The 19805-nt window shown below is 71.8% G+C and carries 19 protein-coding genes; 6 read left to right on the top strand and 13 right to left on the bottom strand.

All coding sequences use genetic code 11. The annotated features are described in order from the left end of the window. Window positions 1–101 precede the first annotated feature (101 nt). On the bottom strand, window positions 102–356 hold the full coding sequence (locus IRQ30_RS03510) for a TFIIB-type zinc ribbon-containing protein (RefSeq protein WP_227463468.1): 255 nt from the start codon (window positions 354–356) through the stop codon (window positions 102–104). A 191-nt stretch (window positions 357–547) separates the two neighbouring features. Between IRQ30_RS03510 and IRQ30_RS03505 the strand changes: the two genes are divergently transcribed. The 3 genes from IRQ30_RS03505 to IRQ30_RS03495 all read left to right on the top strand — a co-directional run bounded on the left by IRQ30_RS03505 (window position 548) and on the right by IRQ30_RS03495 (window position 3435). Next, window positions 548–1360, top strand: a complete 813-nt coding sequence (locus IRQ30_RS03505; protein ID WP_193611635.1) for a glycerophosphodiester phosphodiesterase family protein — start codon at window positions 548–550, stop codon at window positions 1358–1360. After that, the gene (locus IRQ30_RS03500) at window positions 1357–2748 is read left to right on the top strand and encodes an MFS transporter (protein WP_193611634.1); all 1392 of its coding nucleotides are present in this window, start codon (window positions 1357–1359) and stop codon (window positions 2746–2748) included. Before IRQ30_RS03505 ends, IRQ30_RS03500 begins: the two co-directional genes overlap by 4 nt. A gap of 300 nt (window positions 2749–3048) precedes the next feature. Then, window positions 3049–3435, top strand: coding sequence for an RNA polymerase-binding protein RbpA (locus tag IRQ30_RS03495; RefSeq protein ID WP_134739243.1), 387 nt, complete (start codon window positions 3049–3051; stop codon window positions 3433–3435). A 112-nt stretch (window positions 3436–3547) separates the two neighbouring features. On the opposite strand, the gene IRQ30_RS03490 is transcribed toward IRQ30_RS03495, so the two are convergent. The 7 genes from IRQ30_RS03490 to kdd all read right to left on the bottom strand — a co-directional run bounded on the left by IRQ30_RS03490 (window position 3548) and on the right by kdd (window position 10692). Further along, complete coding sequence (locus IRQ30_RS03490) at window positions 3548–4075, bottom strand: FxsA family protein (protein ID WP_193611633.1); 528 nt, start codon at window positions 4073–4075, stop codon at window positions 3548–3550. Continuing rightward, window positions 4072–4842 (bottom strand): polyprenol monophosphomannose synthase, encoded by a 771-nt coding sequence (locus IRQ30_RS03485; RefSeq protein ID WP_338089551.1) that lies wholly within the window; start codon window positions 4840–4842, stop codon window positions 4072–4074. The genes IRQ30_RS03490 and IRQ30_RS03485 overlap by 4 nt, the downstream gene beginning before the upstream one ends. Further along, on the bottom strand, window positions 4839–6377 hold the full coding sequence (gene lnt, locus IRQ30_RS03480) for an apolipoprotein N-acyltransferase (RefSeq protein ID WP_338089550.1): 1539 nt from the start codon (window positions 6375–6377) through the stop codon (window positions 4839–4841). The genes IRQ30_RS03485 and lnt overlap by 4 nt, the downstream gene beginning before the upstream one ends. Before the next feature lie 478 nt (window positions 6378–6855). Beyond that, window positions 6856–7275: a 3-aminobutyryl-CoA ammonia lyase gene (gene kal / locus IRQ30_RS03475; RefSeq protein WP_193611632.1), complete on the bottom strand. Its 420-nt coding sequence runs from the start codon at window positions 7273–7275 to the stop codon at window positions 6856–6858. Further along, window positions 7275–8078, bottom strand: a complete 804-nt coding sequence (kamE, locus tag IRQ30_RS24065; RefSeq protein WP_338089549.1) for a lysine 5,6-aminomutase subunit beta — start codon at window positions 8076–8078, stop codon at window positions 7275–7277. The genes kal and kamE overlap by 1 nt, the downstream gene beginning before the upstream one ends. After that, the gene (kamD, locus tag IRQ30_RS03465; RefSeq protein WP_193611631.1) at window positions 8075–9649 is read right to left on the bottom strand and encodes a lysine 5,6-aminomutase subunit alpha; all 1575 of its coding nucleotides are present in this window, start codon (window positions 9647–9649) and stop codon (window positions 8075–8077) included. Before kamD ends, kamE begins: the two co-directional genes overlap by 4 nt. Then, window positions 9646–10692 carry an L-erythro-3,5-diaminohexanoate dehydrogenase gene (gene kdd, locus IRQ30_RS03460; protein WP_193611630.1) on the bottom strand — a complete coding sequence of 349 codons (1047 nt, stop codon included), beginning with the start codon at window positions 10690–10692 and terminating at the stop codon, window positions 9646–9648. The genes kamD and kdd overlap by 4 nt, the downstream gene beginning before the upstream one ends. Before the next feature lie 151 nt (window positions 10693–10843). On the opposite strand from kdd, the gene IRQ30_RS03455 reads away from it, so the two are divergent. After that, complete coding sequence (locus IRQ30_RS03455; protein ID WP_193611629.1) at window positions 10844–12316, top strand: KamA family radical SAM protein; 1473 nt, start codon at window positions 10844–10846, stop codon at window positions 12314–12316. Window positions 12317–12430: 114 nt separating this feature from the next. On the opposite strand, the gene IRQ30_RS03450 is transcribed toward IRQ30_RS03455, so the two are convergent. Then, entirely contained in the window at window positions 12431–12886 is a 456-nt protein-coding gene (locus IRQ30_RS03450) for an Lrp/AsnC family transcriptional regulator (protein ID WP_338087697.1), read from the bottom strand. A gap of 41 nt (window positions 12887–12927) precedes the next feature. Here IRQ30_RS03450 and IRQ30_RS03445 point away from each other — a divergent pair, with 41 nt between their 5' ends. Both IRQ30_RS03445 and IRQ30_RS03440 read left to right on the top strand, forming a co-directional pair. After that, window positions 12928–13857 (top strand): 5'-3' exonuclease, encoded by a 930-nt coding sequence (locus IRQ30_RS03445; RefSeq protein ID WP_338089548.1) that lies wholly within the window; start codon window positions 12928–12930, stop codon window positions 13855–13857. Between the two features lie 34 nt (window positions 13858–13891). After that, window positions 13892–14551, top strand: a complete 660-nt coding sequence (locus IRQ30_RS03440; RefSeq protein ID WP_193611628.1) for an NAD(P)H-binding protein — start codon at window positions 13892–13894, stop codon at window positions 14549–14551. A gap of 249 nt (window positions 14552–14800) precedes the next feature. On the opposite strand, the gene IRQ30_RS03435 is transcribed toward IRQ30_RS03440, so the two are convergent. The 4 genes from IRQ30_RS03435 to tatC all read right to left on the bottom strand — a co-directional run bounded on the left by IRQ30_RS03435 (window position 14801) and on the right by tatC (window position 19787). Further along, window positions 14801–17551 carry a DEAD/DEAH box helicase gene (locus IRQ30_RS03435; protein ID WP_193611655.1) on the bottom strand — a complete coding sequence of 917 codons (2751 nt, stop codon included), beginning with the start codon at window positions 17549–17551 and terminating at the stop codon, window positions 14801–14803. Window positions 17552–17652: 101 nt separating this feature from the next. Continuing rightward, the gene (locus IRQ30_RS03430; RefSeq protein WP_193611627.1) at window positions 17653–18531 is read right to left on the bottom strand and encodes a diacylglycerol kinase; all 879 of its coding nucleotides are present in this window, start codon (window positions 18529–18531) and stop codon (window positions 17653–17655) included. A 15-nt stretch (window positions 18532–18546) separates the two neighbouring features. Continuing rightward, the gene (locus IRQ30_RS03425) at window positions 18547–18954 is read right to left on the bottom strand and encodes a hypothetical protein (protein WP_193611626.1); all 408 of its coding nucleotides are present in this window, start codon (window positions 18952–18954) and stop codon (window positions 18547–18549) included. Further along, a complete protein-coding gene (gene tatC / locus IRQ30_RS03420) occupies window positions 18951–19787 on the bottom strand; it encodes a twin-arginine translocase subunit TatC (protein WP_193611625.1) in 837 nt (278 codons plus the stop codon). Before tatC ends, IRQ30_RS03425 begins: the two co-directional genes overlap by 4 nt. Window positions 19788–19805 lie beyond the last annotated feature (18 nt).

Raw genomic sequence — 19805 nt, 5'->3', positions numbered from 1 at the left:
CGACCTTGGGTTTTGTCAACACCCCGCACGACGCCGGGCCCCGGGCCTGCGGTTGGTGACCAAACCGCGCGCCTGAGGCAGCCCGGCTCAGGCAGCCAGGCTCAGTCGAACAGGGTCTCCACCCACGCCCGCGCCGGGGCCTTCGCGCTCGGGGGCGCCTCGGTCATGTCGGCGGTGATGCGCGGCAGGGGTGCGGTGTGCTGGCCGGCGTGCCGGTGCCAGTCGAGCTCGGCCTCGGTGAGGGCGCCGAGGTCGAGACGCGACAGGAAGACGCCGTGCCCCTCGGGGCACTGGCTCACCTCACCGTCGCCGAGTGCACGCGACACCATGTCCGCTCCGCAACGAGGACAGCTCATGGTCTCCATCCCTCGACCGTAGACCTCGGCGCAACCCGGTGGCGGACGCGCGCCGAGGTCGTCCAGCCGGTCCAGACACCTGCCCCGCAGCGGTCCTGTGCCTGGTGGCGCACACAGGGCCGAACCGAGGGATCCGGGTCGCCTGTCCCGTGCCGCCACGAAATGGGCGCCGCGGGGTGGATACTCACCCCGTGACGTCACCGCTGACGGGGTTCGCCTTCCTCGACGAGGTCCAGGCGCAGCCCGGTTCCGTGCTGGCGTTCGCGCACCGCGGCGGGGTCTACCACCCGGAGATCGAGGGTCTGGAGAACACCGCCGCCGCCTTCCGCCACGCGGTCGCGCTCGGCTACGACTACCTCGAGACCGACGTCCACCTGACCCGCGACGGCGTCCTGCTGGCCTTCCACGACGACGTGCTCGACCGCGTCACCGACCGCACCGGCAGCGTCGCCTCGTCGACGTACGAGGAGGTACGGCGCGCGCTGGTCGGGGGCCGTGAGCAGGTGCCCACCCTGCAGATGCTGTTCGAGGAGTTCCCGCACGCCCGGTTCAACATCGACCTCAAGTCCGACGCGGCGGCTCCCGCGCTGGCTGACTTCATCGCCGCGCACGACGCCTGGGACCGGGTGCTCGTGGGCTCGTTCAAGGCGCGTCGCCTGCAGCGCTTCCGCGACCTGACGCACGGTCGCGTCCCCACCTCCGCGCACCCGCTCGAGGTGGCGGCGTTCCGCCTGCTGCCCAGCGGCCGGCTCGCCCACCTGCTGACGCGGCGCCGCGTCGCCGCGCTCCAGGTCCCGCACCGGCGACGCCGGGTGGTCGTCGCCACCCGCGGCCTCGTACGCCGCGCGCACGCCGCCGGCCGCCACGTCCACGTCTGGACCGTCGATGCTCCCGAGGAGATGAGGGAGCTGCTCGACCGCGGGGTCGACGGCCTGTTCACGGACCGCACCGATCTGCTCAAGACCGTGCTTCAGGAGCGCGGCCAATGGAGGGAGACCACATGACGACCCAGACCACCGGTGTCGCCGACCTCGGACCGCTCAACCGCGCCCGGGAGCAGAGGGCCTGGTACTGGTACGACTGGGCCAACAGCGCCTACGTCACCACGATCGCGACGGTCCTCTTCGCGCCGTACCTGACCTCGGTCGCCGAGCAGGCCGCCTGCGGCTTCGTCACCGACGAGGACAAGGGCCTGAAGTGCACCGACAACCTCCAGGTGCTGGGGCTCGGCATCTCGCCGGGATCGCTGGTCTTCTACGTCGTCACGGTCGCCACGATCTTCTCGGCGCTGCTGCTGCCGATCGTCGGCGCCATGGCCGACCGCTCGCCCAAGAAGAAGAACATCATGGCCGGGTTCGCCTGGGCCGGCAGCGTGGCGGCCGGCTGCATGTTCTTCGTCGCCGGCGACAACTGGCAGCTGGGCGTGCTCCTGCTCTTCATCGCCAACATCTGCCTGGGATCGTCGCTGGTGGTCTACGACGCCATCCTGTGCGAGATCGCCGAGCCCGACGAGCGCGACCGCGTCTCCTCGCGCGGCTGGGCCATGGGCTACCTCGGCGGCGGCCTGCTGCTGGCCGTCAACCTCGCCGTCGTGACGCTGCACGAGTCGCTGGGGATGAGCACCGGCATGGCCGTGCGGGTCAGCATGCTCTCGGCGGCCATCTGGTGGGCGGTCTTCACGATCATCCCCTACCGCGTCATCCGCAACCGCGAGCCGGTCGCCGTCGAGCGCGAGCCCGGCGGACTGGTGCGGCAGAGCTTCGGCCAGCTCGGCGCGACGCTCAAGGACATGCGCAACTACCCGATGACGCTGACGTTCCTGCTGGCCTACCTCTTCTACAACGACGGCATCCAGACCGTCATCGCCTCGGCCTCGATCTACGGCGAGAAGGAGCTCGGCTTCGGCACCTCGGTGCTGATCGCGACGATCCTGCTGGTGCAGTTCGTGGCGTTCTTCGGTGCCCTGCTGTTCGGCAAGCTGGCCGCGCGCAGCGGCAGCCGCAAGATCATCCTGGTCGGGCTCGGGATCTGGATGGTCATCGTCACGGTGGGCTACTTCATCCCGGAGAAGAGCCTGGGGATGTTCCTGGGTCTCGCCGTGGGCATCGGCCTCGTGCTCGGCGGCACCCAGGCGCTGTCGCGCTCGTTCTTCAGCCAGCTCATCCCCCGCGGGCGGGAGGCGGAGTACTTCTCGCTCTACCAGGCGTGCGAGCGTGGCACGAGCTGGCTCGGCACCCTGGTGTTCGGTCTCGTCCACCAGCTCACCGACTCCTACCGACCGGCCATCTTCGCCCTGATCCTGTTCTTCGTCGTCGGCGGCGCCCTGCTCTACCGCGTCGACCCGCGTCGCGGCATCGAGGAGGCCGGCAACGTCGTCCCGAAGGTCGTCTGAGCGGGCGCCGCTGCGGGTCGCGGCCCCGTGGGGTTTGGTCACAAACCGCACGTTCGGGAGGCTCAGACCTGCGGTTGGTGACCAAACCGCAGGCCCCGGGGCCGCACGCGCGTGAGCGCGCTCACACCGTCAGCGGGGCGAGGCACTCGGCAATTGTCGGAATCTTTGGGGCGCTCGCTAACGTTGAACAGATACGGACAGCGTGCAGCACGGTCCAGACCGGGATTCACCGGGCTTGATTGTGGGTACATGTCCGGAGACGAAATTCCACGGGGGAAACACTAGTTTGGAGGTGCCTCAATGGCGGAGCGCACACTGCGTGGCGCACGGCTCGGAGGCCAGAGCTTCGAGGACGAGCGCGGGATCGAGTTCGCTGCCCGGCAGCAGGTCGGTTACCGGTGCCCTCAGGGGCACGTGTTCGAGATCACGATGTCGGTCGAGGCCGACGTCCCGGCGATCTGGGAGTGCCCGCGCTGCGGGGCCGAGGGGCTGAGCACCGACGGCATCGAGAAGGTCGAGAAGGCGGAGAAGCCGGCTCGCACCCACTGGGACATGCTGCTGGAGCGTCGCTCGGAGAAGGAGCTCGAGGACATCCTCAAGGAGCGCCTCGACCTGCTGCGCGGAGGCGAGATCGGCCCGGCCCATCTCCACCGCGCCAACGCGAAGAAGCGCAAGGCCACGGCCTGAGCGCCTGACGCACGCACCGCCCCGATCCGGCCCTGCCGGGTCGGGGCGTTCTTCTTCCTCGTACGCCGCCAGTCCGACCGGGTCGCGCACCGCGCGCCTCAGCGGGCCAAGCTCAGCGGGGCGGGTCGTCGATCACGTCGCCCTGGACGACGTCGCCCGCGCCCGGACCGCCCGGACCACGAGGACGGCCCGGACCCGGAGGACCGCCCGGACCACCGGGGCCCCGCGTCGCAGCCCTGCGCGTGGTCGCGACCAGGACCCGGCGGGTGGCGAAGGTCGTGAGCAGCCGCCGGAACGCCGGGCGGGTGACCGGCAGGATGAGCAGGATGCCGAAGAGGTCCGTGACGAAGCCCGGGCTCAGCATCAGGGTCCCGCCGATGAGGATCAGCGCCCCGTCGGCCAGCTCGCGCGCCGGCATCGTGCCGCTGCCGATCGCGGCGTTGAGCGAGCGCCAGGCCCGGGCCCCCTCGCGGCGGATCAGCCAGCCACCGATGATGCTGTCCAGGACGAGCAGCAGGATCGTCCACCAGGGCCCGATCACCTGGCCGACCTGGATCAGGACGAAGATCTCGAGCAGCGGCACCACGACGAGCGCCAGGACCAGGAGCCAGCCCAGTCCGCTGCGGCGTCGCGCGCTCATCGGGCGCCTCCGCCCGGACCGCGGCGCAGCGCACGGCGTACCTGCCGGGTCCGCTCCGCGACACCCCACTGGGTGATCCGCAGCAGGGACTCCCGGGCGACGTGCGGGGTCATCTTGGAGTCGCCGCGCACCCGCTCGACGAACTCGATCGGGACCTCGCGCACGGTCAGCCCGGCGTGCAGCGCCCGGGTGACGAGGTCGGTCTGGAAGACGTAGCCGGTCGAGCGCACCGCCTGGAGGTCGATCTTCTCCAGGGTGCTGCGCCGGAACAGCCGGAAGCCCGACGTGGCGTCGCGCACCGAGATCCCCAGCAGCAGCCGGACGTAGAGGTTGCCACCGCGCGAGAGCGCCTGGCGCGTCCAGGGCCAGTTGACCACCGACCCGCCCGGCATCCACCGCGCGCCCACGACCAGGTCGGCGTCGCGCAGCGCGGTCAGCAGGCGGTGCAGCTGCTCGGGCTGGTGGGAGCCGTCGGCGTCCATCTCCCCGATCACGTCGTAGCCCTGGTCCAGGGCCCAGCCGAAGCCCTCGACGTACGCCGCCCCGAGCCCGGCCTTGACGGCCCGGTGCAGCACCCGCACCTGCGGGTCGTCGGCGGCGAGCGCGTCGGCGATCCGACCGGTGCCGTCCGGCGAGTCGTCGTCGACCACGAGCACGTCGACGTCGGGCTCGGCCCGACGCAGGCGCTGCACGATCCAGGGCAGGTTGTCGGCCTCGTTGTAGGTCGGGACGACCATCACGACACGTCCGAGGTCGTCGGTGCTCACGTCAGTACCTCGTCCTTGGCGGGCTCGGCCGGCGCGGGCTCGGCGCCCGCGGTGGTGGGGTTACGACGATACGGGAGAGCGCCCAGAAGCACGCCCAGGACGGTCAGGACCACGCAGGCCCGGCCGATCCACGGCGCCAGCCGCACCCCGGGCGTGACCCCGTCCATCAGGCCCACCTCCTCCAGGAGCACCGCACGGGTGCGGGGGTCCGCCGTGGCCACCACCTCGCCGTCGGGCGCGATGACCCCGGAGATGCCGTTGGTCGAGGCCACGACGAGCCACTTGCCGGTCTCGACCGCGCGCAGCCGCGTCATCGCGAACTGCTGGTCGATCTGGTCGGTGAAGATGAAGCTGGCGTTGCTGGTCTGCACGGTCAACAGCTCCGCGCCCCGGGTGACCTGGTCGTAGATGCCGTCGTCGTAGGCGATGTCGAAGCAGATCGAGTCGGCGACGCTGATGCCGGCGACGTCCAGCGGGGTCACACGGGTACCGCTGAGCATGTCGCGAGGGATCATGGCGAGCTTGCCGAAGGTGCCGGAGAGGTACTTGCGGAACGGGATGTACTCGCCGTACGGCACCGGGTTCCGCTTGGTGTAGCGCTCCCCCGCGCCGGTGACCGGGTCCCACACGATGCCCTGGTTGAGCACGTGGTCGGGCCCGGCGTCGACGATGCCGCCCACGACCACCGGCACCCCGATCGCCGTCGTGGCCGCGCGGATGCCGGCGTTGACCGAGGCGTCGGAGAACGGGTCGCTCGCGGTGGAGTTCTCGGGCCAGAGCACGAAGTCGGGACGGGGAGCCTCTCCGGAGTCCACCCGCCCGGCGAGGTCGATGGTGGCGTCCACGTGGTTCTGGGTGACCTGCTCGAAGTCGTAGAGGATGTCGTTGCCCGGACCGGGCACGTCGCCCTGCACGGCCGCGACGGTGGCGCTGCCCGTCTGCTCCAGCTCGTACGGCGCGATCGCCGGCAGCAGCGTCAGGGCCAGGAGACCGACCGTGGCTCCCCCGGCGATTAGCCGCTCGCGCCCGGAGGCCCGGACGGTCCACGCCAGCAGGCAGCCCAGCGCCGCCAGCAGCAGGCTGACGCCGACCGCGCCGACGTAGGCCAGGGCCGGGGCGACGGGGGTGTCCACGACCGCGAAGGACAGCCGCCCCCACGGCATCCCGCTGAAGGGCCAGCCGCTGCGCACGACCTCCATCGTCACCCAGGCGCAGGCCACCCACAGTGGCCACCACCGTCGCCGCTGGAGGACGGCGCTCACCGAGCCCAGAGCCCCGTAGAACGCCGCCTCGATGCCGGACAGGGCCGCCCATGCGTCCGGGCCGATGGAGTCGCGCATCCACCAGATGTGCGTGAAGTAGAACGCCACCCCGAAGGCCACGCCCGGCACCCACCCGGAGCGCGCCCGCAGGCCGCGGGTGCTCAGGACGAACCCGGCGACGGCGAACGGGACGACGACGGGCCAGGCCACGGGCTCGAACGCCACGGAGAGCAGCAGGCCGGCGGCCAGCGCGAGGAGGGTCCGCTGCAGCACAAGGTGAAAACTACCGGGTGGCCCGAGAGCAGGCCCGCCAGGCAGGTCCGGCGGGAGGGTCTGGCAGGCAGGACGGGACGGCAGGTCCGGAAGAGCCCCCGGCCCCGTCGGCCGTCCCCGTCACGACCGGCTGCCGGGACCGGGACGTTGTCTAGGGGGCGAGGGGCCCTTCCGGGTCCACCCTCGTAGGGGCGTACCGACCTCCGCGAACCACGTCGGACAGGTGAGTGGCGCCTTCACCCTCCGACCCGGCCACTCGGACGTCGGTACGCCGGCCACGACTGCGTGGGCGGACGCAGTGACCCTGGCTCCGTCCGCCACGGGTGTCAAGCGGCGTGTGACCTGGGAGAACGCGAGAAGCCGCAGGTCAGGCGCGGCATGGCGACGGCCCGGAACTTGTGCAAAATCGGTGCTGGGACGGCGTGTCGCGCCGCGGCACGCCGAGCACGGAACATGGCGACAGCGGGCCAGGAGCCGACTAGGGGACGACGACGGTGCCGGTGGCGGTCGTGGCGACCACCGGCGGGTCCAGCACCTGGGCGGCGCCGGGTCGCTCCGGCGTGGCGGCGCCCCGGGCGACGACGTGGACGGCGAAGTCCATCACCCGGGAGCGGGTGCCGGCGCGCACGAGCTCGCAGGTCACCTCGAGCACGTCGCCGGCGTGCACCGGCGCGCGGAACTGTACGTCGGAGTAGGAGGCGAAGAGACCCTCGTCGCCGTCGGTGCGGATGCACATCTCCGTGGCGACGTCGCCGAACAGGCCCAGGCTGTAGGCGCCGTCCACGAGGTTGCCGGCGTAGTGGGCGTGGGAGTAGGGCACGTAGCGGCGGTGCACCACGCGGGTGCCCACCCGGGTGTCGGGGGCCGTGTCGGGGGCGGCGTCGGGCGCGGCGGTCATCAGGAGGCCTTCCTCTGGGTGAGCTGGTGGACGAGGTAGGAGGCCACCTCGCCGGGGGTCGTGCCGCGGCTGAACACGCGGTCGACGCCGAGCTCGCCGGCCATGGCCTCGTCGAAGCGGGGCCCGCCCACGATCAGCAGCGGACGGCGGTCGGAGGGGTAGGACTCCCGGAACGCCGCCGACATCTCCCGGGTGTTGAGTAGGTGGGCGTCGCGCTGGGTGACGACCTGCGAGACCAGCACGGCGTCGGCCTTCTCGGCCCGGGCGCGCTCGACGAGCTGCGGCACCGAGACCTGGGCGCCGAGGTTGACCACCTTCAGCTCGCGGTAGTACTCCAGGCCCTTCTCGCCGGCGAAGCCCTTGATGTTGAGGATCGCGTCGATGCCGACGGTGTGGGCGTCGGTGCCGATGCAGGCCCCGACCACGGTCAGCCGGCGGCGCAGCGCGCGCTTGATGGCGGCGTTGGCCTCCTTCGGCGTCAGCAGCGGGTAGTCGCGCTCGACGACCACGACCTTGCTCGTGTCGACCAGGTGGTTGACCCGGCCGTAGACGACGAAGAACGTGAAGCCGGGTCCCATCGGCTTGGCGTGCACGACGAGCGCGGGGTCCATGCCCATCTTGTTGGCCAGCTGCGCCGCGGCGCCCTCGGCGACCTTGGAGTGCGGGATCGGCAGGGTGAAGCTGATCTGCACCATCCCGTCGCCGGTGGTGTCGCCGTAGGGCCGCACGATGCTGCCCTCCGGCGGTGTCGGAGGCTGCTCGGCAACCGTCTCGACATCTCCGGAGCTGTCCTGCTCGCTCACGCTTCCTCCAGGATCTCGGACGCCGGGTTGTAGTAGACGCTGGACTTCTTGGCGACGCCGTCGAGGCCGCGGCCGGCGTCGGCGGGACGCTTCATCAGCCCGAAGGTCCCGTCGGCGATCGCGTCGAGCAGGCCGTGCTCGTGCTCGAGGATGCGCTCCATCAGCTCCAGCGACTCCCCCAGCACCTGGTTGGCGCGGGTGACGATGAAGCCGTCGGGCTCGGGGCGGAAGTCGCGGTGCAGCTCGCCGGCGGCGTTCATGACGTAGCGGACGTTCTGCAGCGCCAGGTCGCGGTCGGAGATCCAGGGCGTGACGACGGCCTCGGTCATCATGCCGACCAGGAGGATCCCCTGGCCGGTGAGGGCGCCGACGAGGTTGAAGAACCCGTCGAGGAGGTAGCCGCGGAACACGTCGCCGGTCATGTGGCGGGTGGGCGGCATCCACTTCAGCGGGGCCGCGGGGAACAGCTCGCGGGCCAGGAGCGCGTGCGCCAGCTCCATGCGGAAGGAGTCGGGCACCTCCGGGTCGATCTCGAAGGCGTGACCCAGGCCCAGCTGCCAGTCCTCGAGACCGGCCTCCTTGGCGAAGTACTCGTTGAGCAGCTGGCTGGTCGTGACCGTGTGGGCGGCCTCGATGGCGTCGGCGGTGGTGAGGTAGTTGTCCTCGCCGGTGTTGATGATGATGCCTGCACGGGCGTGGACCTGGCGGCTGAAGCGCTGGTCGACGAAGGTGCGCACGGGGTTGATGTCGCGGAACAGGATCCCGTACATCGAGTCGTTGAGCATCATGTCGAGCCGCTCCATGCCGGCCAGCGCCGCGATCTCGGGCATGCAGAGGCCCGAGGCGTAGTTGGTCAGGCGGATGTAGCGGCCCAGCTCCTTGCCCGACTCGTCGAGGGCCGCGCGCATCAGGCGGAAGTTCTCCTGGGTGGCGTAGGTGCCGGCGAAGCCCTCGCGGGTGGCCCCCTCGGGCACGTAGTCGAGCAGGCTCTGGCCCGTGGAGCGGATGACGGCGATGACGTCGGCGCCCTCCCGGGCGGCCTGCTGGGCCTGCGGGATGTCCTCGTAGATGTCGCCGGTGGCGACGATGAGGTAGATCCACGGCGTGCGCGGGGCGTCGCCCTGGCGCTTGATCATCCGGTCGCGCTCGACGCGGCGCTGGTCGATGCGCTTGATGCCGCGACCCACCTGCTTGCGCGAGGCGGTGCGGGCGCGGGCGGCGTCCCTGCCCTCGGGGAGGCGGAAGGTCACCGACCCGGCCGAGGCCTTCTGCGCCAGCGAGACCAGGTCGCCGGCCTCGCCGCGGGCGAGGGCGTCCCAGACGGGGAGCGCGACGCCGTGCTCCAGGCCGGTGTCGGCGCGCACGACGTCCATGAGCCGGTTGACCCACGGGGTGCCCTCGGCGTCGGCGCCCTCGAGGCCGGCCAGACGCAGGGTGGCCCGCTCGACGGCGACGGTCGTGTGCTTCTTGGCGGTCGTGACGATCGGGCGCCCGACCTTGCGCGCGAGCGCGCGGGCCTGCTTGACGGTGGCGGGGTCGAGGTCGAGCTTGCCGTGGGGCCGGCGGCTCATGCGAGCCGGCTCTCGAAGAGCGAGCGGACGCCGTCGTACTCGCGCAGCAGCTGCAGGGCGTAGGCGGCGTGGCCGGGGACGTAGCCGTTGCCGACCAGCATGGTGACGTCGGCGGCCAGGCCCTCGGCGCCGAGCGCGGCGGCGGAGAACGACGTGGCCATCGAGAAGAAGACGACCGTGCCGCGGTCGGCGGTGGCCAGGATCGCCCCACCCTCGCAGCCCGGCACGTCGACGCAGACGACGGTGACGTCGGCCGGTCCCCCGGCCTTCTCGACGGCCTCGCGCAGCGCGACCGGGTTGCGGGCGTCGGCGACGACCACCTCGTCGGCCAGCCCCGAGGCGCGCAGCCGTGCGGCCTCCTCCTCGTGGGGCACGATTCCGATCAGGTGGCGGGCGCCGGCCTGGCGGGCGGCCGCGAGGCTCAGCGAGCCCGACTTGCCGCCGCCGCCGATGACCGCGACGGTCGCGTCGGCGTACCCGGAGACGACGCGGGCGGTGAGTGCGGGGGCGCCGCAGACGTCCATGACCGAGAGGCTGAGCGCTGCGGGCAGGTCGTCGGGGATCACGGCGGCGATGGAGCGACCGAAGAGGACGGCGTAGCCGTCGCAGGGCACCTGCTCGTCGTGGCCGTCCCAGCCGGCGAGGCCGTCCTCGATGACCAGCGGGGTGAGGGTCAGCGAGACCAGGGTGGTGACCCGGTCGCCGACGCGCAGCCCGAGCGGGGAGGCCGGGCCGACCTCCTCGACGACGCCGACGAGCATGCCGCCGGAGCCGGTCTCGGGGTTCTGCATCTTGCCGCGGGTGGCGACGATGTCGAGCACCTCGGCGCGCAGCGCGTCGCGGTCGACGTGGCCCTGGACGGTGTGGGCGCGCTCCAGCTGGCGGAACGACGCGGCGTCGAGGTTGAGCCGCTCCACGCGGATGCGGACCTCGTCGGGCCACAGCTCGCGCCGGGTGTCGAGGCGGGCGGCGGCCTGCGGGAGCACGACGGTGTCGTCGAGGACCCGGTGCAGGCCGGTCGGGTCGGCGTCTCGGACCGTCATGTCGGGCTGTCCTCCGTCAGTGTGCGAATAGTTCAGGAAATTGTGCGGTGTGGCGATGTGCAGACCGAATGATCTCCACGTAGTCTACGCAGCACAGTGGCGTGGCCCACAACCGACGCGCCGCCGCCCGACCCACACCCCCGGAGCACTCATGAGCATCGAGACGTCACTGCACTCATCGTTGGGCCTCTCGCTGGAGGCCGGCCAGCCCTACCCCTACCAGCGGGTGGAGCTCGTCGAGCCCGACTGGACCCGCTTCCCCGGGTGGAAGGACGTCACCGCCGAGGAGTGGGCCTCCGTGCAGTGGCAGCGCGCCCACTGCGTCAAGAACGTCAAGCAGCTGCGCGAGCTGATGGGCGACCTGGTCGACGACCGCTTCTACGCCGACCTCGAGCGCGACCAGGCCGAGCGGGCCACGATGTCGATGCTCGTGCCGCCGCAGATGATGAACACGATGCTGCCGCACGCCGTACCGGCCGGGGCCGGCTCGTTCACCGAGGAGCTCTACGCCGACCCGGTGCGCCACTACATGATCCCGGTGTTCTCCGACCGTCGTACCGACTGGTCCTCGCACCCGCACGCCACCCGCGACTCCCTGCACGAGCACGACATGTGGGTGGCCGAGGGGCTGACCCACCGCTACCCCACCAAGGTGCTCGCCGAGCTGCTGCCGACCTGCCCGCAGTACTGCGGCCACTGCACCCGCATGGACCTCGTGGGCAACTCCACCCCGGTCATCGAGAAGCTCAAGTTCACCGCGAAGCCGGTCGACCGGCTCGACTCGATGATGGACTACCTGCGTCGCACCCCGTCGGTGCGCGACGTCGTGGTCTCCGGCGGCGACGTCGCCAACATGCCGTGGCCCCGCCTCGAGGACTTCCTGACGCGGCTGCTCGAGATCGACAACATCCGCGACATCCGCCTGGCCACCAAGGCGCTGGTGGGCCTGCCCCAGCACTGGCTGCAGCCGGAGGTCCGCGCCGGAGTCGAGCGCGTTGCCGGCGTCGCCCGCGAGCGCGGGGTCTCGATCGCCATCCACACCCACGCCAACCACGCCAACTCGATCACGCCGCTGGTCGCCGAGGCGACGCGCGCGATGCTCGACGCCGGCATCCGCGACGTGCGCAACCAGGGCGTGTTGCTCAACGGCGTCAACGCAGACCCGCATGCGCTGCTCGACCTGTGCTTCCGCCTGCTCGACGGCGCGCAGATCATGCCCTACTACTTCTACATGTGCGACATGATCCCGTACTCGGAGCACTGGCGGGTCTCGGTCGCCGACGCCCAGCGGCTGCAGCACCACATCATGGGCTACCTCCCGGGCTTCGCGACCCCGCGCATCGTGTGCGACGTGCCCTTCGTCGGCAAGCGCTGGGTGCACCAGCTGGCGTCGTACGACGAGGTCCGCGGCATCTCGCACTGGACGAAGAACTACCGCACCTCGATCGAGGCCACGGAGTCCGACGCCCTAACGAAGACCTACGAGTACTACGACCCCATCCACACCCTGCCCGCCGAGGGCCAGGCGTGGTGGGCCGAGCACGGCGACCTCGACACCTCCGCCCTCAAGGCCGCCGAGGTCGCCGAGGCCTCCCGCCGCATGGCCGCCCTCCAGGCGTACTGAGCCGTCCTGCGGGGCCGTGACCCTTGCGGTTTGTTCACCAACCGCACGTTTCGGGCGTTCGGACCTGCGGTTTGTGACCAAACCGCAGGTCCTGGGGACGACGGCGGCGTCGGCTCAGCCGGTGACCGGGCGGTTCTCGTACGGCGTGGAGAGCACGATCGTGGTGCGGGTGGAGACGTTGGCCGAGGCCCGCACGCGGGCGAGCAGGTCCTCGAGGTCGGCCGGCGTGGGGACCCGGATCTTGAGGATGTAGGACTCCTCCCCCGCGACCGACCAGCACGACTCGATCTCGGGGATGTCGCGCAGCCGCTCGGGGCAGTCGTCGGGCTGCGAGGGGTCGATGGGCCGGATCGAGATGAACGCCGTCAGCGGCAGCCCGATCCCGTCGTGGTTGACCGTGGCGCCGTACCCGAGGATCAGCCGCCGCTGCTCGAGCCGCTTGACCCGTTGGTGCACCGCGGAGGTGGAGAGACCGGTCGCCTTGCCGAGGTCCGTGAAGGACATCCGCCCGTCGCGGGCCAGGAGTTCGAGGATCTTCCGGTCGGTTGCCTCGAGGTCGGTCGCTGCCACGCGGCACAGACTAGTGGCTGAGGCGTGGCAGGATGCCCGGCGTGACCAGCCCGCAGAACGGCCGCCTCATGCTGCTCGACACCGCGTCCATGTACTTCCGCGCCTTCTACGGCGTCCCGGAGATCACGGGCCCGGACGGCACACCGGTCAACGCCGTGCGCGGGCTCATGGACTTCATCTCGCGTCTCGTCGACCAGTACCGCCCCACCGACCTGGTCTGCTGCTGGGACAACGACTGGCGCCCGCAGTGGCGCGTGGACCTGCTCCCGTCGTACAAGGGGCACCGCGTGGTCGAGGAGGTCCCCACGGCGCCGGACGTCGAGGAGGTGCCGGACCCCCTCCAGGTGCAGGTCCCGATCATCCTCGAGGTGCTGGCGGCGTTCGGGATCAAGGTGATCGGCGCCGACGGCTACGAGGCCGACGACGTCATCGGCACCCTCGCCACCGGGGCGGGGCAGTCCGTCGACATCGTCACCGGTGACCGCGACCTCTTCCAGCTGGTCGACGACGACACCGACGTGCGGGTGCTCTACATCGCCCGCGGCGTCGGCAACCACGAGCAGGTCACCAACGAGTGGGTGCGCACCAAGTACGGGATCGACGCGCGCCAGTACGCCGACTTCGCCACCATGCGCGGCGACGCCTCCGACGGCCTTCCCGGTGTGCCGGGCGTCGGGGAGAAGACCGCGGCGACGCTGTTGAACCGCTTCGGCGACATGGACGGCATCATCGCCGCCGCGCACGACCCCGACGCCGACCTCGGCCCCGGTCCGCGCGGCAAGATCAAGGCGGCCGCCGACTACCTCGCGGTGGCGCCCACCGTGGTGGCCGTCGCCCGCGACATCGACCTGGAGCGCGGCGGCTGGGGGCTGCCGCGCACCCCGGCCGACCCGGACGCCGTGGCGGAGCTCGCCCAGCGCTACGGCCTGGAGAGCCCCACCCAGCGGCTCCTGGCCGTCCTGTCGGGCTGAGGGCGGGGGTTCGGGCGCGACGTACGGTGGAGGCATGTCCCGTATCGCCATCGTCGGGGGCCACGGAGCCGTGGCCCGTCATCTGATCACCGTCCTGCGCCGCGCCGAGCACACGCCGGTGGCGCTGGTACGCCGCGAGGAGTACCGCGAGGAGCTCGAGGGCCGCGGCGCCGAGGTCCGCATCCTCGACATCGAGCAGCAGGGCGCGGACGAGTTCGCGGCTGCGTTCGAGGGCTGCGACGCCGTCGTCTTCGCCGCGGGCGGAGGACCGGACGGCAACATCGAGCGCAAGCGCACCGTCGACCTGGAGGGCTCGCTCAAGTCGATCCAGGGCGCCACTCAGGCCGGGATCTCCCGCTTCGTGCAGGTCTCGGCCATCGGCGTCGACGAGCCGCTGCCCGCCGACACCAGCGACGTCTGGGCGGCCTACGTCACCGCCAAGCGCGACGCCGACGCCGCCCTGCGCGAGAGCGACCTGGCCTGGACGATCATCCGACCCGGCCGCCTCACCGACGACCCGGCCACAGGCGCGGTGACCCTCGGCGAGGGCGTCACCCCCGGTGACGTCACCCGCGCCGACGTGGCCGCCGTGGTCGCCGCCGTCCTCGACCACGACGCCGCCGCAGGCCACCAGTGGGACCTCGTCAACGGCTCCACCTCCGTCCACGACGCCCTCGCCGCCGCCGCCGGCTGACGCGTACCCCCTGCGGTTTGGTCACCAACCGCACGTGATCGGCCTTCGAACGTGCGGTTGGTGACCAAACCGCAGGGGCGAGCGCCGCAGAGCGCCGCGACGGTCACATACTCAGCAGCAGCTGACGCCGGGTCGGGATCAGCGCCCTCGGGGCCGTGGACCTTGTGGTTTGGTCACAAACCACACGTCTGCCGCCCCGAGACCTGCGGTTGGTGACCAAACCGCAGGCCCCCGGGGCCAGCGGCGCCGTCAGTCGGCGAGCCCGGAGTACGCGACGACCCCGCGGCGCAGGGTACGGACGACGTTGCGGGCGGTGCCGCGCAGGGGCGAGTCGCCGGCGGCGTCGGCGACCTGGCCGGCCAGGTCGAGCAGCTGCTTCATCCAGCGCACGAAGTCGCCGGCGGCGAGCTCGGAGCCGCCGAGCACCTCGTCCAGGTCGTCGCCCTCGGCCCAGCGGTAGGCGATCCAGGCGAAGCCGAGGTCGGGCTGGCGCATGAAGTCGAGGTGGTGGGAGCGCTCGAGCTCGTCGAGCTCGGCCCACAGGCGCACCATCTCGGCCACGACCTCCTTGACCGGACCACCCGGCAGCCGCGGCGACCGGGCGTCGTCGGGCCGCCGCGCCTCGAAGACCAGCGTCGACAGCACCGCCGCCAGCTCGGACGGCGTCAGGTCGTCCCACAGCCCGCGTCGCAGCGACTCGGCGGCGACGAGGTCCATGTCGGAGTACAGGCGCATCAGGTGCCGCCCGCGGGGGGTGACCTCGTCGTCGGCGAGGTAGTCGAGCGCCGACAGCACCTCGCACACCCGGTCGAACTGGCGCGCGACGGTGTTGGTCCGCTGCTCCACGCGACGGCGAAGCGTCGCCGCGTCGCGGTGCAGCTTGAACCACCGCTCCGCCCAGCGGGCGTGGTCCTCGCGCTCGGGGCACGCGTGGCACGGGTGGGCCTTGAGCTCGGCGCGCAGCGCGTCGATCTCGTCCACGACCGCCGGCGGCAGCCCGCCGTCCACACGCCGGCCCGTGGCGGAGGGCGGCGGGGTCAGGTCGTGCGTGCGCGAGCGGAGCGCGGAGGCCAGGTCGCGGCGCATCTGCGGGTTGCGCGCGCTGAAGCTCTTGGGGACCTTCAGCCGCGTCAGGGCCTCCACCGGCACCGGGAAGTCGATCATGGCCAGCCGCCGGGCCTGCCGGTCGGCGGTCACGACGTAGGGCCGCGGTCCCTCCGGCGAGTAGCCGGGGTCGACGACCACGGCGAAGCCGGCGAACTTGCCGGCCGGCACCTGGATCACGTCGCCCACCTTGAGCCGCGCCAGCGAGGCCAGCGCCTCCTCACGCCGGTCCGAGCGGCGCGCCCGGCTGGCGTTCTTCTCCGCGTCGCTGATGGCGCGGCGCAGCCCGGCGTACTCCATGAAGTCGCCGAGGTGGCACGTCGCCGCCTCGACGTAGCCGTCCAGCGCGTCCTCGGCCTTGCGCAGTTGACGCGCCAGGCCGACCACGGCCTTGTCGGCCTGGAACTGCGCGAACGACTGCTCCAGGAGCTCCCGGCTGCGCTCGCGCCCGAACTGGTGCACCAGGTTGACGGCCATGTTGTACGACGGGCGGAACGACGACCGCAGCGGGTACGTGCGGGTGGAGGCGAGCCCGGCCACCTCGCGGGGGTTCATCCCGGGCTGCCAGAGCACGACGCCGTGGCCCTCGACGTCCAGGCCGCGACGACCGGCTCGACCCGTCAGCTGGGTGTACTCCCCCGGCGTGATGTCGGCGTGGGTCTCGCCGTTCCACTTCGACAGCTTCTCGATGACCACGGTGCGCGCCGGCATGTTGATGCCGAGCGCGAGCGTCTCGGTCGCGAAGACCACCTTGCACAGCCCGCGCACGTAGAGCTCCTCCACGCACTGCTTGAACGCCGGCAGCATCCCGGCGTGGTGCGCCGCCACGCCGCGGCTCAGCCCGTCGAGGAAGTCGTGGTAGCCGAGCACGTGCAGGTCGTCCTCGGGCAGGTCGCGACAGCTCGCCTCGACGAACTCCACGATCTCGTCGCGCTCCTCGGGCGTCGTGAGGCGGACGCCGGCGCTGAGGCACTGCGTGACCGCCGCGTCACAGCCGACCCGGGAGAAGATGAACACGATCGCCGGGAGCAGTCCCTCGCGGTCGAGACGCTCGATGACGTCGGCGCGGCTGGGGATCCACACCCGCCGGCCGTTGCCGACCTGGCGCGGTCCGCCCGAGCGACCGCCGCGCCCCTTCGGGTTGCGCCGGTCCTTCATCCGCGCCGAGGCCCAGTCGTCGCGCGCGATGCGGTTGAGCTCGTCGTTGACCGGGGCGCCCTCCTTGACGAAGCCGGCCGCGGCGTCGACGTCGGAGGAGGCGAACAGGTCCAGCAGGCGCCGTCCGACCATGACGTGCTGGTAGAGCGGGACCGGTCGCCGCTCCTCCACGATCGTGGTCGTCTCGCCGCGCACGGTGGCCAGCCACTCGCCGAACTCCTCGGCGTTGGAGACCGTCGCGGACAGGGAGACCAGCGCCACCGACTCGGGGAGGTGGATGATCACCTCCTCCCAGACGGCCCCGCGGGCGCGGTCGGCGAGGTAGTGCACCTCGTCCATGACCACGAAGCCGAGGCCCAGCAGGGTGCGCGAGCCGGCGTAGAGCATGTTGCGCAGCACCTCGGTGGTCATGACCACGATCGGCGCCTCGCCGTTGATCGTGTTGTCACCGGTGAGCAGGCCGACCTGGTCGGCGCCGTAGCGGGCGACCAGGTCGTGGAACTTCTGGTTCGACAGGGCCTTGATCGGCGTGGTGTAGAAGGCCTTGCGGCCGGTCGCGAGCGCCAGGTGGATGGCGAACTCGCCCACGATCGTCTTGCCCGACCCGGTGGGAGCCGCGACCAGCACGCCACGGCCGTCCTCGATCTCGCGGCACGCGCGGACCTGGAAGTCGTCGAGCGGGAAGTCGTAGTGGGAGGCGAAGTCGCGCAGCACCGGGTGCTGGCGGTCGCGGCGCATGGCGGCATAGCGCTCGGCCGGGCCGGGCTCTCCCGGCGTCGCGTCGGCGGGCGTGAGGTCGGCGCCCAGCCCCGGACGGGCGGACGACTGGTCGGAGGTGGTCATGACAGCAGGATCAGGGCTCCCGGAACGCTCTCGATGGTAAGGGGCAGCGGCCCGAACCGCTCCCCGTCGGCATACCCCACGATGCCAGGCGCTGCAACCGTGACCCGCCGCACCCGGTGCCGCTCGTACTGCCGGTGCGTGGTGTGGGTACCCCGGAACAGCCGCGGGTACGTGCGCACCAGCTCGAGGCGGCCGATCGGCTTGATGACGACGACGTCCAGCAGCCCGTCGTCGAGCAGCGCCCCCTCGGCGATGCGCAGGCCGCCGCCGAACGACGGCCCGTTGCCGATCGCCACGAGGACGGCGGGGACGCGGAGCACCGTGCCGTCCAGGTCGAGGGTGTAGTCGAGCGGCTGGAGGGTCCGCAGCTCCGCGAGCGTGGCCAGGTTGTAGCGCATCTGGCCCCGCGGCCAGGCCATCCGGTTGGCGCGCTCGTTGACGACGGCGTCGAAGCCCGCGGCCATGACGGTGGTGAAGTAGCGGCCCTGGCTCACGGCGAGGTCCAGCGTCCGGGGCCGCCAGGCGAGCAGCCGGTCGACGGCCGCGACCGGGTCGGTGCGTGGCAGGTCGGCGTAGCGGGCCACGTCGTTCCCCGTGCCGGCCGGGACCACGCCGAGCGGTACGCCGGTCGTGGCCACCGCCTGCACCCCGAGGTGGACCATGCCGTCGCCGCCCACGACCACCAGGGCGTCGACGCCGTCGGCGACGGCGGCCCGGGCGATGTCCAGCGCCTCGTCGGCGTCGCGACCCTGGAGCGCCTGGACATCGTGCCCCCGGCTGCGCAGCCGGGCGAGGGCGGATTCGGCCATGCGGGCACCCTTGCCGCCACCGGCGGTGGGGTTGGCGAGGAGCGCGATCCTGCGGGTGCCGGGCACGCTCGGAGCCTAGTGCTAGCGGCCGCCGATGCGGAGGTGGACGGCGTAGCGCTCCGGCGCGGCGCCGACGGCCATCGCCAGGCGGGCCAGGGCCTCCAGGACCCGGTCGGCGTCGAAGCCGGTGCCGGGCACGAGCAGCGTGAGACGGCCGTCGTACGACGCCAGGTGCAGCTGGCCGTGGCGCCAGGCCTGGTGCGCCCTCGAGCGCAGCGCGGTGTCGGTGACCGGCTGCGGGTAGGCCTCGTCGACGGCCAGCAGGTCGCAGGGCAGCTCCTCGCCGGCGCCGCTGAGGCGACCGGCGACGAGGTGGCCCGCGCGGAGCCCCTCGTCGGTGCTCCAGGTGACCTCGGACTCCCCCAGCCACCCGGGCAGGTCGAAGGGGTCGACCTCGGTGGCGGCGGTGGCCCTGCGTGCGGTGGTCACAGCACCGAGGCCTCGTCGGGCGAGAGCTCGGCGTTGGGGTCGCGGCGCGCACGGCGGCGGTCGTTGAACCGGGCGATCTGCTCGGCGAGCAGGAAGAGCAGCACCATCGGCACCGCCATGAACGTCATCGTGAACGGATCGGCCGACGGCGTGGCCACCGCGGCGAAGATGAAGACCCCCACGATGATCCAGGGCCGGTGGTTGCCCAGGCCCTTGCCCGTGACGACGCCGGCGAGGTTGAGCAGGACCACGAACAGCGGGATCTCGAAGGCGATGCCGAACACCAGCAGCGTGCGGCTGAAGAACGTCAGGTAGTCGTTGAAGTCGACCAGGTTGGTCAGCCCCGGCGGGTTGAAGCCGATCAGGATCTCCAGGCCCTTGGGCAGGGTGACGTAGCCGAGCAGGATGCCGGCCGCGAAGAGCGGACCCGCGATGGCCGCGAAGATCCGTGACCAGCGCTTCTCCTGGGCGTGCAGTCCGGGGAGGATGAAGGCCCAGATCTGGTACAGCCAGAACGGGCTGGTGATCACGATCGAGGAGAGGCCGCACAGCTTGAGGTAGAGCATGAGCCCGCCGCCGGGCCCGCCCGTGGTGCCGACGGTGCTTCCCTCGGGCAGGTTCTCCTGCGCGCGGAGGTAGGGGTCGTAGACCAGGTCGTAGAGCTGGTCGAAGAAGAAGAGCGAGCCCGCGATCCCCAGCAGGACGACCAGGGTCGCCTTCAGGATGCGGGCGCGCAGCTCCCGCAGGTGGTCGGAGAGCGCCATCCGCCCGTCGTCGCCCACGGGGTGGACGGGGGTGCCGACGAACAGCTTGGCGATGCCGGAGATGGACACGCGGCGATGCTCTCAGGC

Origin of the sequence: Nocardioides lijunqiniae (assembly GCF_015024225.1) — a bacterium.
GTDB lineage: Bacteria > Actinomycetota > Actinomycetes > Propionibacteriales > Nocardioidaceae > Nocardioides > Nocardioides lijunqiniae.
Note: the sequence above shows the minus strand (reverse complement) of the source record. Positions and strands in the feature narration are given on the sequence as shown.

Coding starts and splice junctions, on each gene's coding strand:
- kamD (WP_193611631.1), bottom strand. CDS start 9,649: ATGAGCCGCCGGCCCCACGGCAAGCTCGACCTCGACCCCGCCACCGTC.
- kdd (WP_193611630.1), bottom strand. CDS start 10,692: ATGACGGTCCGAGACGCCGACCCGACCGGCCTGCACCGGGTCCTCGAC.
- IRQ30_RS03510 (WP_227463468.1), bottom strand. CDS start 356: ATGAGCTGTCCTCGTTGCGGAGCGGACATGGTGTCGCGTGCACTCGGC.
- IRQ30_RS03455 (WP_193611629.1), top strand. CDS start 10,844: ATGAGCATCGAGACGTCACTGCACTCATCGTTGGGCCTCTCGCTGGAG.
- IRQ30_RS03440 (WP_193611628.1), top strand. CDS start 13,892: ATGTCCCGTATCGCCATCGTCGGGGGCCACGGAGCCGTGGCCCGTCAT.
- IRQ30_RS03435 (WP_193611655.1), bottom strand. CDS start 17,551: ATGCGCCGCGACCGCCAGCACCCGGTGCTGCGCGACTTCGCCTCCCAC.
- kal (WP_193611632.1), bottom strand. CDS start 7,275: ATGACCGCCGCGCCCGACGCCGCCCCCGACACGGCCCCCGACACCCGG.
- IRQ30_RS03490 (WP_193611633.1), bottom strand. CDS start 4,075: ATGAGCGCGCGACGCCGCAGCGGACTGGGCTGGCTCCTGGTCCTGGCG.
- IRQ30_RS03500 (WP_193611634.1), top strand. CDS start 1,357: ATGACGACCCAGACCACCGGTGTCGCCGACCTCGGACCGCTCAACCGC.
- IRQ30_RS03495 (WP_134739243.1), top strand. CDS start 3,049: ATGGCGGAGCGCACACTGCGTGGCGCACGGCTCGGAGGCCAGAGCTTC.